Here is a 17,489-nt window from a genome sequence, read left to right as displayed (position 1 = left end):
AATATCATAATATTTTAAATATTATTAAATAAAATTGTTAATTTAATATTAAAATTTTCTATAGATTGATGTTATAACGTTACTTTATCTTTTAATTTAAATATTTAAATATTTAAATTAATTTTTTAAAAATTCATGTTTTTATTATTTAAATCAAGGATAAATATCACATATGAAACAAATAGTCTATGTTTCTAGTGCAAATAGTCAACAGATTGAAGTTTGGGAATTAAATTCAAATTCATCTTTAAATTTAATTCAAATTTTAAAAATTGATGGTGAACCTCAACCTATTCTTATTGCAAGTAAACAAAAAATATTATATGTAGGAGTACGTCCTAAATTTCGTATTCATTCATATCAAATTGAAACAAATGGTACTTTAACAGAAATTGGATATTCTATCATGTCCTGTAGTATCAATCACTTGGAAATAGATAAAACCGAAAAATATTTATTTTCCAGTTCTTATCATTTCAATTGTATTAATGTTTTTCCAATAAATTCATTAGGAATTGCTCAACCTTCAATACAAACTATACATGGAATAAAAGGATGTCATGCATCATTGATGCATTATAATAATCAAACTTTATTCGTATCATCTCTTAAATCAGATAAAATCTATTTATATAATTTTACTAAAGAAGGAGTTCTTCTAGAAAGTAATAAAAAATTTATATCAATACAAAATAATTCTGGACCTAGACATATGATTTTTCAAAAAAGTGTTGATCGTTTGTTCAATATTAATGAATTAAACGGAACTCTAAACATATGGAATATTAACCAATTATGCAATAAAATAATATTTTTAAAGAATATTGATATTACACCGCATAAATTTGATCAACCTTCATGGTCTTCAGATCTCCATATTTCTCCATGTGAAAAATATTTATATGCTTCTAATAGAAGTTGTAATAATATTGTTGTTTTAAAAAATGACCAAAATATTAATAATATAAAAGTAATTAGATTTATTAAAACAGAATTGCAACCAAGAGCATTTAATATTGATAAAAAAGGACAAAATTTAATTGTAGCTGGAGAAATTTCAAATAGTATAAGTATATATAGTCTTAATAATATTACAGGTTTATTAACATTTAAAAACAGATATCCAACCGGAAATAGACCAGTATGGATATCTATTTTCCAAATATAATAAATATAACAACATTACATCATGCTTTTAAAAATAGAATATGATTTTATTGTATAAAAAAATGTTTATAATCTAATGCAATAGAAATGACATATATAAGTTTTTTTAAAGATTTTTCATCAATAATATAAGGAGGAACAAGATAAATTATTTTATTAAATGGTCTAATCCAAACACCATTTTTTACAAAAAATCTTTGTATATTAGCAACATTTATAACAAATATACATTCTACAACCCCAATAGCTCCTAAAATACGTACATCTTTTACTTTAGGATGATTTAATAAAGGTAATAAATTTAATCGAAAACATTTTTCAATATTTTTTACTTGTGTTTTCCATTTATTTTCTTGCAATATTGCTATATTTTCGTTAGCTACTGCACATGCTAATGGGTTTGCCATAAATGTAGGACCATGCATAAAACATTTTGATGTCTTATTATTACTAATAATTTTTGCGATTTTCTTTGTAGTTAGTGTTGCTGATAACGTAATAGTACCTCCTGTCATAGCTTTTCCAATACAAAGAATATCTGGAACAATATTTGCATATTCAAAAGCAAAAAGCTTTCCGGTTCTACCAAATCCTGTGGCAATTTCATCTAAAATCAATGGTATATCAAATATATTACATAGTAATCTTACTTTTTTTAAAAACATTGGATGATAAAATTTCATTCCTCCAACACCTTGTACAATAGGTTCTAAAATTACACCTGCAATTGTATTTTTATATTTTTCTATTAAATTATTAAACGAACATATATCTTGTTCATTCCATTTACTGTAAAATGAACATTTAGGGGAATTAGAAAACAAATTAGTTGGGAAAAAACCACTATATAAGTTATGAAAAGAGCTATCAGGATCACATACAGAAATAGCAGAAAATGTATCACCATGATATCCATTTTTTATAGTTAAAAACACAATTTTTTTTGTACCTAATGACTCCCAATATTGTAATACCATTTTTATTGCAACTTCAATTGAAACAGAACCTGAATCTGAAAGGAAAATATAATTTAAGTTTTTTGGTGTAATTTTTATAAGTTTTCGACATAATGAAATTGCTGGATAATGTGTTATACCGCCAAACATAACGTGTGACATTCGATTAATTTGAGATTTTAAAGCATTATTTAATCTAGGATGATTGTATCCATGAATAGCTGCCCACCATGAAGACATACCATCGATTAATTGTTGACCATTTTCTAAAGTTAAAAAAATCCCTTTAGCTGATTTTATTAAATAACAAGGTAATGGATTGATTATCGAACTATAAGGATGCCAAATGTGACGTTGATCAAATGTTAAATCAAGTTTATTCATAGCATCATACATAATATTGAATAAAAAGAACTACAATTATAAACTGTTATATTTCTAAATAAATAATTTTTGGAATTAAAAATGAAAAAATACTGGAATTTTGAAGAAGTCAAATTATTATTTGACTCACCTTTTTTCGATGTTCTATTTTCAGCTCAAACTATTCACAGAAAAAATTTTAGTCCAAATGAAATTCAAATAAGTACTTTGTTATCAATTAAAACAGGTTTATGTCCAGAAAACTGTAAATATTGTCCTCAAAGTTCTAGATATAAAACAAATATAAAAAAAGAAACATTGTTAGGAATAGAAAAAATATTAAAATTTGCTAAACAAGCTAAAGAATCAGGATCCGAACGATTTTGTATGGGAGCAGCTTGGAAAAATCCTAAAGATAAAGATATACCATATTTAGAAACGATTATTAAAGAAGTAAAAAAAATGGGAATGGAAACATGTATGACTTTAGGAACTTTAAATAAACATCAAGCTAAAAGACTAGCACAAGCCGGATTAGATTTTTATAATCACAATTTAGATACTTCAGAAAAATTTTATAAAAACGTAGTAACAACTCGAAGCTATCAGGATCGACTAAATACTTTAAAAATCGTTCAAAATTCTGGAATGAAAGTATGTTCGGGTGGAATAATAGGATTAGGAGAACAAATTAGTGATAGAATAGAACTATTAATGCAGCTATCAAATTTATCAATAGTTCCAGAAAGTATACCTATAAATATGTTAGTTAAAGTTAAAGGAACACCTATGGAAAACAATGAAGATGTAGATACATTTGATTTTATAAGAACTATTGCGATAGCACGAATAATGATGCCTAAATCATATATACGATTATCAGCTGGTAGAGAAAATATGAATGAACAAACTCAAGCAATGTGCTTTATGGCTGGAGCAAATTCTATTTTTTATGGATGCAAACTACTGACTGCCTCTAATCCCGATGAAAAAAATGATTTAAATTTATTTAAAAAATTAGGATTACATTCAAAAAGTAATCATATAAATTTTAATGATTATAAAAATATAAATACTGCTCAAGACAAACAAGAAGCAATAAAAAACAAAAAATATTATAATGCAGGAATATCATGATTTGGAAACAAAGAATATCCCATGAAATGTATACATGTTCTAAAAAATTACAATTTAGAACTCGAACAGCAATAAATAAAAATAAAAGCAAATTAATTGCAATAAATCATCTTAAATATAAAAATTTTTCTAGTAATGATTATTTAGGTCTAAGCAATGATTATAGAATAATACGCGCATGGAAAGTTGGAGCTGATCGATATGGAGTTGGATCTAGTGGGTCTAGTTTTATTACTGGATATAGTACTTTGCATCAATCGTTAGAAGAGGAACTTGCTGAATGGATGGGGTATCATAAAGCAATATTATTTATCTCTGGTTTTACAGCTAACGAAGCAGTCATTATGACATTAATTAAAAAAAAGGATCGAATCTTTGCTGATAAATTCTCTCATGCTTCATTACTAATATCTTCATACAATAGCCAAGGAAAACTTTATAGGTTTGTACATAATGAAATTTCCAGTTTGAAAAACCAATATGATCGTTCAAATGGAGGAGAAATACTAATTGTTACAGAAGGAGTTTTCAGTATGGATGGAGATTTCTCTCCTTTACTTTTAATTTTTAATTTTTCTAGAAAAGTAGGAGGATTATTATTAGTAGATGATGCCCATGGAATTGGAATTATGGGTTTAGAAGGAAGAGGGAGTTGTAATAAACAAGGTATTAAACCAGATATTCTTACAATTACTTTTAGTAAAGCGTTTGGAATTAGTGGAGCAGCAGTCCTTTGTAATAAAGATATAGCAGAATACATTATACAATTTTCTAAACATCTTATATTTAGCACTGCTATGCCAACAGCTCAAGTTTATGCTATACAACAATCGTTAAGATGTATTAAAAAAGCGGACGATCTTCGAGAGCAACTTAATGACAATATTCAATATTTTTTAAATCAGTCAAAATCTTTATCATTTAAGTTAAATGGTTTATTTTCTGCTATTCAACCAATAATTATAGGAGACAATAAAAAAACAATGCAGTTATCTTCAAAATTGAAATTATCAGGATTATGGGTAAACGCTGTACGTCCACCTACTGTTCCAGTTAATCAAGCAAGATTACGTATTACTATCAACTCTACACATACAAAAAACGACATTGATTATCTTATTGAAAACCTATACAAATTATATGATAAATAAAAAAAAAATAGAAAATTCATTTAATCGAGTTGCAAAAAATTACGACTATAATTCAATTATACAAAAAGTTTCTGGAAATATGTTATTATCAAAAGTTAAATCTCAATTTAACATATCAGTTCTTGATGCAGGTTGCGGTACTGGATGGTTTAGTAAAACATGGAAAAAACTAGGAAATATAGTAACAGCATTAGACTTATCTAGAAATATGATTTTATATGCCAAACAACTTGAAACTGCTGACTATTATTTACAAGCCGATATTGAATCACTACCAATCAATAATCATGTTTTTGATTTATGTTGGAGTAATTTATCATTACAATGGTGCGATAAATTTTCTAAAGGTATTTCAGAATTATGTAGAGTAACTAAACCTGGAGGAATAGTTATGTTTTCTACTTTAGCAGATGGATCATTATTTGAACTAAAACAAGCATGGAAAACTATAGATTCATGTTATCATGCAAACGACTTTTTAACTATGCAAGAAATTTCACATGCATGTAGAAAAAAAAACCATATTATAGATAATGTTTGGATTACATTATCTTTTTCAGAAGTATTAGATGCAATGATGTCTATTAAAAAAGTAGGTGCTAATTACGTTTATAAAGCAAAAACAATAAAAACAACTACATATAAGCAAATAAAACAATTAAAAGAGTTTTGGCCATCCAATAAAAACGGATATTTATTAAGTTATAAAATAGCTTTTGGAATAATATATTTATGAATAATTGTTTTTTTATAACTGGAACTGATACTAATGTCGGTAAAACTGTATGCAGTACTTTATTATTAATATTAGCAAAAAATTATGGATATCAAGCATCTGGATATAAGCCTATTTCTTCTGGAAATAATGGGAAAAATAATAAAAATAATGATGCAATTTTATTAAAACGCTTTAGTACTATTAAACTAACTTATGAAGAAGTGAACCCATTCTTATTTCCTGAACCAATTAGTCCTCATATTTCAAGTAAAAAACATAATATTCCTATTTGTACTAATGCATTATCGTTAGGCTTACATAACCTACATAAAAAATCTAATTATATAATAGTAGAAGGAATTGGAGGATGGTTTACCCCATTATCAGAAAAAATTACTCTTGCAGATTGGGTAATACAAGAGAATCTATGTGTAATTTTAGTAGTAGGTATAAAACTAGGTTGTATTAATCATGCCATTTTAACACAAAAAGCTATTTTAGATTCAGGCTTATTATTTTCAGGTTGGATTGCTAATTGTATATTACCTAAAAATACATATAATTTTGAATATATTAACATTTTAAAAAAATATTTGAAATCTGAATTTTTAGGTTGCATAAAATATTTTTATCACTTAGAAGATATATATAATTCAAAGATTACAATTAAATTGCCTCATTTTACTAATTAAAAGCATTCTATTGCATAGAGTATATAATTTTAAATTTTTATAATGTATTAATTACACCATCTAACAAAGATGGTATAATATTAATTAGTTTTTATAAACTGGAAATAATCTACATAAATCTAATATTTTTTCTTTTACTATTGAAATATTATTAATATTTTTGATGTCATCCAATATATCGCTAATCCAATGAGATAATTTGTATATTTCTGGTTTTTTTAAGCCTCTACGAGTAACAGCTGGAGTACCTATTCGTATTCCTGAAGTAATTAGTGGGCTTTTGGAATCATTTGGTATACTATTTTTATTTACAATAATATTAGCTGCATTCAATGCAACTTCTGCTTCTTTTCCCGTTAAATTTTTATTAGATAAATCTAATAAAAATAAATGATTAAAAGTTTTTCCTGAAATTACTGTATACTCTCTATTTAAAAATATTTTTACCATAAGTTCAGCATTTTTTATTACTTGTATTTGATATTCTTTAAAAGCAGGATCCATTGCTTCTTTGAATGCAATTGCTTTAGCTGCAATAACATGCATTAAAGGACCTCCTTGACAAAAAGGAAATACTGCCGAGTTTATTTTTTTATATAAGTTAACGTCTTGTCCTTTTATTAAGATTAATCCTCCTCTAGGCCCGGATAATGTTTTATGTGTAGTCGTAGTAACAACATGTGCGTATTCAAGTGGATTAGGATATAAATTAGTTGCTACTAAACCAGCAACGTGAGCCATATCTACAAATAAATAAGCATTTACTGTATCTGCAATTTCTCTTAATAATTTCCAATTACATATTCCTGAATAAGAAGAAAAACCTCCAATAATCATTTTAGGTTTGTGAATTTTAGCTAATTCTTCTATCTGAGAATAATTAATGTCACCATGGTTATCTAGTCCATAAGAAATAGATTTATATAATTTCCCTGAAAAATTTACTGGAGATCCATGTGTTAAATGCCCGCCATGGGAAAGATTCATTCCTAATATAATATCACCTGGATTTAATAACGCGCTATATACTGCAAAATTAGCTTGCGATCCAGAATGAGGTTGTACATTAGCATAATCTGCATTAAATAAAGTTTTTGCGCGTTCAATTGCTAATTGTTCTATCATATCTATATATTCACAACCTCCATAGTATCTCTTTTTTGGATATCCTTCTGCGTATTTATTAGTTAATTTAGATCCTTGTGCTTCCATTACACATGGACTAGCATAATTCTCTGAAGCAATTAATTCAATATGATGCTCTTGACGATTATTTTCTTGTGTTATAATATTCCAGAGATCTAAATCATATTGTTTAATGTTTTTAAACATATTAAACATAAATGTATATCCTATTAAATGTAATTAATAAATTTATTATTTAATAATTTTATATAATATCGAATGTATCGTATAAATTATTTATTTTTAAAAAACAGTTTCAATTCTTGAATTATATTTCTTATTAAAGACACTTTTTGTTTTTTTAACTTCAAATATTTTATTAACACTGTATCATCTTGTATTTCTATAGAACCTAGTAATAATACTACATGAACTCCTAATTTATTCGCTTTACTAAATTGCTTTTTGATACTGCTACTTGAAAAGTTTACTTGGACCTTTTTCAATGGCAATTCTGTACGAATCTTTTCAGATAATTGTATAGCATGCAACTCTATATGTTGTTTTAAGAAAATAATAAAGATATCAATATTATTTGTTAAACTAGACAATTTATTTAATGATCTCAGTACTAATATTAATCGTTCCATTCCAATTGCACACCCGATAGCAGGAACATTAGAATATCCTAGATACTTTGATAAGTAATCATATCTTCCTCCTGCACAAATAGTATACTCTGATAAAAATTTATTTGTAGTCCATTCAAAAACCGTTTTATTATAATAATCTAACCCTCGAACTAATTTATAATTAATTATATAAGGAATGTTCATATTATTAATAAATTTACACAATTTTTCGAAATGTATTAAAGCATCATCATTAATATAATTCATTAAAATAGGAGCATCATGAATAATTTCTTTTATACTATTATTCTTACTATCTAAGATTCTAAATGGGTTTGTATATAATCGACGCTTGCAATCTTTATCTAATAACGATTCATACTTTTTAAAATATGAATATAACGATTTTTGATAATTCATTCGATCATTAATTGATCCAATAGTATTTAATTCTAAATTAACATACTCAGAAATATTTAAATTTTTCCAAATTCTTTGAATTAATAAAATAATTTCTAAATCAATGTCAGGTCCTAATAAACCTAAAGATTCAATTCCTAACTGATGAAATTGTCTATATCTTCCATATTGTGGTCTTTCATAACGAAACATAGGTCCTAAATACCATAATTTTTGTTCTGGAAATCGTAGTAATCCATTGTTAATGCAAGCTCGAATACATCCTACTGTTCCTTCCGGACGAAGTGTAAGATTATTATTTTTTTTATCCTTAAAAGAATACATTTCTTTTTCAACAATATCAGTAATATTTCCAACTCCATGCTTAAATAGCGCTGTTTTTTCTATAATAGGAAAGCGAATTTCTTGATAGCCATAACTATTTAATATTTGCTTTAAAATTCTTTCTACATACTGCCAAATTTGAATGTCTTTAGGAATGTAATCGTGCATTCCTTTTACAGATTGAATTATTTGATTCACGTATTTACCTTATAAAACATTAAAATCTTGCAAAATTAACTTATAAACATAAGTTTAATTACATTTTACTTACATGTCATTTAATATTATTTGTATTAAATTTTATTCAAAATTTTTGAGATTATGTCAAAAGCAATAATTTTTTAGATTTATCCCGAATTTTCTTTTCTAATTCGTCAATAATGTTATCGTTATTAATACGATTTGATTGACGAATACCATCTTCGTATAATATACTGCTCTTTCTACAACCAGTAATACCTATTGTAGAAGTTAAAGCTTCACCCAAACCATTGACTACACATCCGATAATAGAAATATTCATGGGGACAGTTATGTCCTCTAATCGTTTTTCAAGAATTTTTACTGTTTCAATAACATTAAATTCTTGACGAGAACAAGTAGGACAAGCAATAAAATTAATGCCTTTTAGACGAATATGCAATGATCTAAGAATGTCAAATCCTACTCTTACCTCTTCTATTGGAGTTTCTGCTAAAGAAACTCGAATTGTATCCCCAATACCATCCAATAAAAGCATTCCAATTCCAATGGAAGATTTTACTGTTCCACTACGAAATCCGCCAGATTCAGTTATACCAATATGTAAGGGTTGACTAATTTGTTTAGATAATAATTTATAAGCCTTAACAGCAGTATATATATCAGAAGATTTTATACTGACTTTAAACTTATTGAAATTAAAGTTATCTAAATAATTAATATGTCTCATAGCAGATTCTAATAATGCCTCTGGAGTTGGAAATTTATATTTTTCTAATATATCTTTTTCTAAAGATCCAGAGTTAACACCAATTCTAATTGGAATATCGTTATATTTTGCACAATCTATTACTTGTTTAATTTTACTTTTATTTCCAATATTTCCAGGATTAATTCTTAAACCATCAGTTCCGCTATTCAATACTTTTATTGCTATTTTATAATTAAAATGTATGTCTGCAATTAATGGAATATCTACTTGTTTTCTAATTTTTTTAAATGCATCAGCAGCTTCCATTGTAGGAACAGAAATTCTAATAATATCTGCTCCAATATTTTTTAGTTGTATAATTTGCTTTACTGTAGAAGCAATATCTGTTGTTTCAGTGTTTGTCATAGTTTGAACAGAAATAGGAGCGTCATTTCCTATTGGAATTTTTCCTATATAAATTCGATCTGATTTTCGTCGTTTAATATACTTTTTTTTAATCATTTCTTTTAAACCTATTATTTATTAAAATAACTTCATTTAAATTCATTCTAAATATACTAAAAATATAGTAATATTTATTTTTAAAACATATAAATATGTTATAATTAATTTATATTAATAATATTTCCTGTTAACTGCCCGCATGCAGCGTTAATATCAATACCTCTTGTTTTCCTAATTATAGTGACATATCCTTTTTTGATCAAAAATTTAGCAAAATTTTTTATGTTAATATCACTACTAGGAATGTAATTACTATTTGGAATAACGTTCCATGGGATTAAATTAATTTTACTAGGAATATACCGTAATAAATAAGCAAGTTCTTTAGCATGACATAGCTGATCGTTTATTTTATATAACATAACATATTCTATAGTTACTTTTCCTTTATTTGCATAAGAAGTTTTAAGATATTCTTTTACCGAAGTTAATAAAAGTTGAATATTATACTTTTTGTTAATAGGCATCAGTCTATTCCGAATTATGTCATTAGGTGCATGTAAAGAAATAGCTAAAGATATATCAATCATATTTTTAAGTTTTTTCAAAGCAGGAACAATTCCTACAGTAGATAAAGTCACACGATTTTTTGAAAAATTAAAACCTATATTATCTATCATAATATTTAATGAATTCACAACATTATTTAAATTTAATAAAGGTTCTCCCATACCCATCATAACTATATTGGTAATTTGTTGTAAATTTTTTAATTTTTTTTCATATATTAACTTTTTAATATACCAAATTTGTCCTATTATTTCTGATGTAGTTAAATTTCTATTAAATTTTTGTTGTCCAGTAGAACAAAATGTACAGGATAAAGCGCAACCTGCTTGAGATGAAATGCATAAAGTAATACGTTTTCTTTGAGGAATATAAACTGTTTCGACAAAATTATTACCAATAGAAACGTTCCATTTTATTGTGCCATCAATGGAAATAATTTGATTTGAAAAGACAGGAGGAGAAATACAACACAATTGCGATAATTTTTTTTTTAAACTAATGCTAATATTAGACATTTTATTAAAATCATCACAATAATATTTATATATCCATTGCATTACCTGTATCGCACAAAATTCTTTTTCACCTATAGATATAAAAAAGTTACGCATTTGTTGTATAGTAAAATTCAATAAATTAATTTTAAATTCAATAGGCGTTTTTAAAATTTTTTTCATTTTTATTAGCCCTAATCAATAACTTTTTAAACAATATATTAGAAAATTGTTAACATTATTAAAATTTAGTACTTATAATAATAAATAATAACAAATCCTATAATGTATATAAATAATAGAACTTTATTTTTAAAATATGTTTTATTTATATAAAATTAGCTATTTTCTAATAATATATATGCAAATTATTAATATAAACAGACAAAACTATAATTTCATTATATAATACTGATATTTATTTTAAAATAAAGAAAATTATGCATCCTATTCTTAATATTGCCATTCGTGCAGCTAGAAAAGGTGGAAATGTACTTGTTCAAAATTACGATAATCATAAAATCAATAATGAAAAACAAATAGAAAAGCAAAAATTTATTGATAAAATGATTGAAATATCAGAAAAATCAATGATTAATATTATTCATCAATCTTATCCAGAACACATTATAATTACAAAAAAAAGTAAAATTATAGAATTTAAAATATCGAAAATAATATGGTTAATTAATGCATTAGATGGAATTAATAACTTTAAAAAAAATCTACCGCATTTTTGTGTTTCTATTGCTATTATAATTCGTAAAGTTACTGAAATATCCGTAATATACGATCCACTGAGAAATGAACTATTTACATCTGTTAAAGGACAAGGAGCTCAATTAAATGGATATAGAATGAGATGCAGTAAAACTAATTCATTAAATGATAGCTTAATTGGAATAATTCTTTCATATAACAAGTATTACTTAAATAACAATATTATAAAAATTATTAATTTATTTTTATTAGAGCACGTTAAATTAAGATCTACAGGTTGTATAAATCTTGATTACAGTTATGTTGCTATTGGGAGACTAGATTTTTTATTTAACTTTAATATACAACCTTTTATGATGGCAGCTGGGTCGTTACAAGCAAAAGAAGCTGGGGGGTTGATAAGTGATCTTAATGGAGGAAATAATTATTTTTCATTAGGATCTGTTTTAGTAGGAAATCCAAAGTTAATGCGAATAATTTTAATAAAAACACGAGAATACTTAAATTGTAATTAAGTTACAAAAATTTTTTAAATGATATAAATATGTTATAAAATTTTAATTTTAATAATTCAAATATAAATTTCAAAATAATTTAGTTTTTTACATTTATGTTTAAAATGCATTAATTTAATTTTATACGATTATAACACAAATAAATAAATTTCTTAGAAAAATGTTTTGTTAATTTTAATTTTGATATTATTCATATTCTATATCAAAAATTAATAATTTTATTAATTCTAACAAATATTAATTATTTTATTTATATTTCTAAAATATAAAATAATAATTTATTACATAATTTTAGAATTTTGTTATTTATAAGTATTTATATATTTAAAAGTTTGAAAATTGCATTTTTAAAAATTTTTTTACTTTTAAAAAAAAAGAACTTAGCATTGTTTGATCGGAGGTATATTTAATTCTTAGTATAGAAAATTTATTGATCTTAGATAAAATAAAATTATCACTTGTATTAATACTATCTATCAATCCTTTTTTTAAAGCTATAGATCCAAACCAATATTCTCCGTTAGATACTTCTTCAATATTTAATGATGGCCTCATATTATAAACAAACTCCTTAAATAAAGTATGAGTAAAATTAAGCTCAGAACAAAACTTTTCACGTGATTCAGATGTGTTTTTTCCAAAAATAGTTAACGTTCTTTTGTAATTTCCAGCTGTATGTAATTCTACATCAATGTCATGTTTTTTCAGAAATTTATGAAAGTTAGGTATTTGAGCTACTACTCCAATAGAACCAATGATAGAAAATGAAGAGCCAATAATATGATTAGCAACACAAGCCATCATATATCCACCACTAGCTGCAAGTTTATCTATAGAAATAGTTAAATATATATTTTTATCTTTTAATCTTTGTAATTGAGCAGCTGCTAAACCATATCCATTTATTGTACCACCTCCACTCTCTAATCTTAATAACACTTCGTCATGTTTTCGAAAAACTAAAATAATTGCAGATATTTCCTCACGTAACGAGTCTACTTCTTTTGCATTAATACTTCCTTTAAAATCTAATACATACAATGTAGGTTGTATCTTGTTGAAAAGACAATAATTATTTTTTTTAATTAAGGCTACATTGTTTTTTAATTGTTCCTTTTCAATTTTTTTATACTTTTTATTCCATATTTTTTTTTCATATTTTGATAATTTTGAAAAAATAACCTGGTTTTTTAGTGATTTATAATGATCATTTAACGATATAACGTCTAATTTAAACTTTTCTTTATTTTTTTTTCGCGTAATATTTAAAATTATAAAAAAAGTTAATGAAATAAATAAAAAGATAGTAAAAATTTTAGAAAGAAACAATATATAATTTAAAATAAGATTCACAAACACTTCCTTTTAAAATTAAGTAAATTTAAATAATTTAACAAATACGTTTAAAATAGTTAATTATTCATATACTATTTATTATATTTATTATTTATATTAAAAGTATTAAAACTAATCTTGTTATTTGTAATAATTAATTCGTTCAATTTTAAAATATTATTAGTTGTTGAGAATATAATTATATTTTATATAAAATCATAAACTGAATTACTTATTGATTTTTATAATTCACTGGAATTAGAGTTAACAATATACTACTCATTAAAAAAATTATTAATTGAAATTGATTTATTTCTATAAAATTCCCAAAAAAAAATCTTTCTAAAACTAGAGTAATTAATGGAAATATAAAAAAAATCATAGAAGCATGAAAAGAACTTACTTTTTTTTGTAAATAAAAATAAGATAAAATACCAAACACTCCTGAAAAATAACTCAAATATAACGTTGCTAAAATAGACATTCTAGAAAACGTATGAAATATAGGATGTTCTATAACGTTAGAAATGCACAGTAAAAACAACCCGGAAAAAAAAGAAGGAAGAGCGTTAAAAGTTAAAATAGATATATTAGAATATTTTTCTTTAGAATACAAATATATTATCGCATGACTAATCATAGCTAATATAAGCGCAATTATTCCTTTTATTGTTTTTTCATCACCTAACTTGATTTCTTTAAATAAAATTATTGATAAAATAATAATTGCTAATATTAGCCCTATATATTGAATAAAATGTAATTTTTTGTCAAAAAAAATAAACGAAAAAAACAATACTATAATCGGCATATTGGCAAATATGATAGATGCAATAATTGAATTCACATAAGTACCACCATATAACATTAATGAAAAAGGTATAATAAAATAAAAAACACATATAGTAAATTGAAATATTTTTTTTCCAGGAGGAAAATATAAAGGAGTATTAGTGTAGTAACAAATACATATTAGTAAAAGAGATGCTAATAAAAATCGCATTCCAGTGATAAATAAAGGAGGAATAGTATTTGAAGCAATTTTTATAGCCATAAAAGTAGTTGCCCAAGTTATAGATACTACTATGAATAGTAGTATTATCATAATTCTTTGTGTCATTATGACTCCTAAACATATTAACGTAATTATTTTTAATATTTTAATAGTATAAAATCTATTTATTACAATTTAAAACTTTTAATCTCAAAATGATTTATAAAATATAAACAAACAACATATAAAAAATTATTTTAAATATCAATAAGATTAATTTAATTATAATTATATTTAATATATAGTTAATAATGTATAAATGTTTTTATTTATTATTAATGACTCTAAAAATTTTAGTTAAAATTATACGAATTTATTTATTACTTGTTACGAGATATGAAATGCAAACTATATTAAATAAGATTTATAATAGTCAAGATTTAACTGAAATAGAAGCATATAGAATATTTCAACTTATAATGAATGGAAAGATTAATGATATACAATTATCTGCTATTCTAATAGCTCTAAAAATTAAAGGAGAATCTGAAAATGAAATAATAGGAGCTATTCGCGCTTGTTTAAAATATATGGATTCATTTCCAAAACAAAACTATATGTTTGCCGATATTGTAGGAACTGGAGGAGATCATAGTAATAGTATAAATATATCTACTGCTAGTGCACTTGTTGGAGCCACATGCGGATTAAAAATAATTAAACATTGTAATAAAAGTATATCTAGTAAAACTGGATCATATGATCTTTTACGAGAATTTAATATTAATGTAAATATATCAAAAATCAAATCTCAAGAAATGTTAAATAGATTAAATATTTGCTTTTTATTTGCTCCTCAATATCATATGAGTTTCAAATATGTTGAATTAGTTCGAAAAACTTTAAAAACAAAAACATTATTTAATATATTAGGTCCCTTACTAAACCCATCTCAACCGCCTTTATCTATTATAGGAGTATATAATTCTGAAATAATGACTCTTGTTGCAAATATACTAAGAAAACTAAATAGTCATCGTTCAATAATAGTACATAGCAATTATATAGATGAAGTTACCTTGCATAGTTTAACAAATGTTATAGAGTTAAATGATTCTAAAGTTACTTCATATACATTATCTCCAGACGATTTTGGAGTCAAATATCATGATAAAAGTTCTATTTTAGGAGGAACAGCTAAAGAAAATTATGAAATTATAAAAAACGTGTTTCAAGGAAAAGGACCTAGTTCAATTTCAGAAACTATAGCAGTTAATGTAGCTATGTTATTAAAATTATTTGGAAATGAAAACCTAAAAAAAAATACAAAACATGCTTTAAAAATAATTTATAGTGGAAAAGTATATGAAATGATTACTGCACTTTCTAAATTTTAAAGAGGACTATTATTTTGAACAGTATATTGAAAAATATAATACATTATAAATTAGATTGGATTAAATATCGAAAAAAATTACAACCATTATCTACTTTCCAACAAAACGTTACATTATCAGATCGTAATTTTCACCAATCTTTAAAAAAAATTCATCCTTCTTTCATATTAGAATTTAAAAAAGCATCACCTTCATTAGGAATACTAAATAATTTTAGTCCAGAATTTGTGGCTAAAACATATAAGAAATATGCTTCAGCTATATCAGTATTAACTGATGAAAAATATTTTAATGGTAACTTTAAATTTATACCTATAATTCGAAAAATTGCTATCCATCAACCTATTTTATGTAAAGATTTTTTTATTGATCCGTATCAAGTTTATTTAGCAAGATATTATCAAGCTGATGCTATACTTTTAATGTTATCGATTTTAGATGATCACCAATATCTTTTTCTTAAAAATCTAGCAATATCTTTAAATATGGGTATACTAACTGAAATAAGTAATCAAAAAGAACTAAATAGAGCTATTAATTTAAACGCAAAAATTATTGGAATTAATAATCGAAATTTACATAATTTTTCTTTATCAATAACTAACACACATAAATTAGCACCTAATATACCAAAAAATATAATTTCTATTAGTGAATCTGGAATTAAAAATTATTATCAAGTAAGACAATTAAAATCTTTTGTACAAGGATTTTTAATTGGATCGTCTATAATGATTAAAAAAAATTTAGATACAGCTATCCGAAAAATAATAATAGGAAATAATAAAATATGCGGGTTGACCAGACTAAAAGATATTAAATTATCAAAGAATTCTGGAGCAATGTATTCAGGATTTATTTTTTGCAAATCATCTCCGCGATACGTCAACTTAAAACAAATAATTAAAATAAGTAATTTAATCGTTATGAAATACGTAGGAGTATTTTGTAATGAAAACATTACAACCATCATTGATATAGCTAGTAAAATTCCATTGTATGCTATTCAACTTCATGGAAATGAAGATCAAAACTATATTAATAATTTAAAACAAAAGTTGTCATCTAATATAAAAATATGGAAAGCTATTTCTTTAACAAATAATAATAAAAATCAAAAATTATCTTTTAAAAACATAGATAAATATTTATTTGACAACATATATGGAGGTAGTGGTCAATCATTTGATTGGTCTTTATTGAAAAATTATGAATTAAATAACGTTATTTTAGCTGGTGGATTAAACATTCAAAATTGTATTTTAGCATCTAATTTAGGTTGTTTTGGTTTTGATTTTAATTCTGGAGTAGAAATTTCTCCTGGAATAAAAAGTAAAAATAAAGTAGATCTACTTTTTCGTTCTTTGAGAGAACATAAAATAATAACTCATTAAAAAGTTTATAAATTAGGAATACATTATT

The 17,489-nt window shown here is 24.4% G+C and carries 13 protein-coding genes and 2 pseudogenes; 8 read left to right on the top strand and 7 right to left on the bottom strand.

What is annotated here, in order from left to right; translation table 11 throughout:
- The first annotated feature begins 172 nt into the window (after positions 1-172).
- The gene (gene pgl / locus UAT33_01380; GenBank protein XBC43603.1) at positions 173-1,168 is read left to right on the top strand and encodes a 6-phosphogluconolactonase; all 996 of its coding nucleotides are present in this window, start codon (positions 173-175) and stop codon (positions 1,166-1,168) included.
- A 46-nt stretch (positions 1,169-1,214) separates the two neighbouring features.
- On the opposite strand, the gene bioA is transcribed toward pgl, so the two are convergent.
- Complete coding sequence (bioA, locus tag UAT33_01375) at positions 1,215-2,507, bottom strand: adenosylmethionine--8-amino-7-oxononanoate transaminase (GenBank protein ID XBC43602.1); 1,293 nt, start codon at positions 2,505-2,507, stop codon at positions 1,215-1,217.
- Between the two features lie 81 nt (positions 2,508-2,588).
- Between bioA and bioB the strand changes: the two are divergent.
- The 4 genes and pseudogenes from bioB (at position 2,589) to bioD (ending at position 6,184) form a co-directional block, all read left to right on the top strand.
- Positions 2,589-3,506, top strand: a pseudogene (gene bioB / locus UAT33_01370) (biotin synthase BioB).
- Between the two features lie 113 nt (positions 3,507-3,619).
- Positions 3,620-4,774: an 8-amino-7-oxononanoate synthase gene (locus UAT33_01365; GenBank protein XBC44092.1), complete on the top strand. Its 1,155-nt coding sequence runs from the start codon at positions 3,620-3,622 to the stop codon at positions 4,772-4,774.
- Positions 4,764-5,510 carry a malonyl-ACP O-methyltransferase BioC gene (gene bioC / locus UAT33_01360; protein XBC44091.1) on the top strand — a complete coding sequence of 249 codons (747 nt, stop codon included), beginning with the start codon at positions 4,764-4,766 and terminating at the stop codon, positions 5,508-5,510. Before UAT33_01365 ends, bioC begins: the two co-directional genes overlap by 11 nt.
- On the top strand, positions 5,507-6,184 hold the full coding sequence (gene bioD / locus UAT33_01355; GenBank protein ID XBC44090.1) for a dethiobiotin synthase: 678 nt from the start codon (positions 5,507-5,509) through the stop codon (positions 6,182-6,184). The genes bioC and bioD overlap by 4 nt, the downstream gene beginning before the upstream one ends.
- Positions 6,185-6,268: 84 nt before the next feature.
- Here the strand turns inward: bioD and glyA are convergent, their stop codons facing one another.
- The 4 genes from glyA to rlmN form a co-directional block, all read right to left on the bottom strand.
- Positions 6,269-7,525, bottom strand: coding sequence for a serine hydroxymethyltransferase (glyA, locus tag UAT33_01350; protein XBC44089.1), 1,257 nt, complete (start codon positions 7,523-7,525; stop codon positions 6,269-6,271).
- Positions 7,526-7,602: 77 nt separating this feature from the next.
- Positions 7,603-8,883: a histidine--tRNA ligase gene (hisS, locus tag UAT33_01345; protein ID XBC44088.1), complete on the bottom strand. Its 1,281-nt coding sequence runs from the start codon at positions 8,881-8,883 to the stop codon at positions 7,603-7,605.
- A gap of 121 nt (positions 8,884-9,004) precedes the next feature.
- On the bottom strand, positions 9,005-10,099 hold the full coding sequence (ispG, locus tag UAT33_01340; protein XBC44087.1) for a flavodoxin-dependent (E)-4-hydroxy-3-methylbut-2-enyl-diphosphate synthase: 1,095 nt from the start codon (positions 10,097-10,099) through the stop codon (positions 9,005-9,007).
- 104 nt (positions 10,100-10,203) lie between these two features.
- Entirely contained in the window at positions 10,204-11,289 is a 1,086-nt protein-coding gene (gene rlmN / locus UAT33_01335; protein ID XBC44086.1) for a 23S rRNA (adenine(2503)-C(2))-methyltransferase RlmN, read from the bottom strand.
- A gap of 257 nt (positions 11,290-11,546) precedes the next feature.
- Between rlmN and UAT33_01330 the strand changes: the two genes are divergently transcribed.
- On the top strand, positions 11,547-12,341 hold the full coding sequence (locus UAT33_01330; protein ID XBC44085.1) for an inositol monophosphatase family protein: 795 nt from the start codon (positions 11,547-11,549) through the stop codon (positions 12,339-12,341).
- A 324-nt stretch (positions 12,342-12,665) separates the two neighbouring features.
- Here the strand turns inward: UAT33_01330 and sohB are convergent, their stop codons facing one another.
- Both sohB and UAT33_01320 read right to left on the bottom strand, forming a co-directional pair.
- On the bottom strand, positions 12,666-13,694 hold the full coding sequence (gene sohB, locus UAT33_01325) for a protease SohB (protein ID XBC44084.1): 1,029 nt from the start codon (positions 13,692-13,694) through the stop codon (positions 12,666-12,668).
- 214 nt (positions 13,695-13,908) lie between these two features.
- Complete coding sequence (locus tag UAT33_01320; protein XBC44083.1) at positions 13,909-14,796, bottom strand: DMT family transporter; 888 nt, start codon at positions 14,794-14,796, stop codon at positions 13,909-13,911.
- A 275-nt stretch (positions 14,797-15,071) separates the two neighbouring features.
- Here UAT33_01320 and trpD point away from each other — a divergent pair.
- Both trpD and trpCF read left to right on the top strand, forming a co-directional pair.
- Positions 15,072-16,116, top strand: a pseudogene (gene trpD, locus UAT33_01315) (anthranilate phosphoribosyltransferase).
- Positions 16,079-17,461 carry a bifunctional indole-3-glycerol-phosphate synthase TrpC/phosphoribosylanthranilate isomerase TrpF gene (trpCF, locus tag UAT33_01310; protein XBC44105.1) on the top strand — a complete coding sequence of 461 codons (1,383 nt, stop codon included), beginning with the start codon at positions 16,079-16,081 and terminating at the stop codon, positions 17,459-17,461. Before trpD ends, trpCF begins: the two are co-directional and overlap by 38 nt.
- Positions 17,462-17,489 lie beyond the last annotated feature (28 nt).

It is taken from the genome of Buchnera aphidicola (Floraphis choui) (assembly GCA_039830045.1).
GTDB classification, from domain to species: domain Bacteria; phylum Pseudomonadota; class Gammaproteobacteria; order Enterobacterales; family Enterobacteriaceae; genus Buchnera_B; species Buchnera_B aphidicola_AX.
Note: the sequence above shows the minus strand (reverse complement) of the source record. Positions and strands in the feature narration are given on the sequence as shown.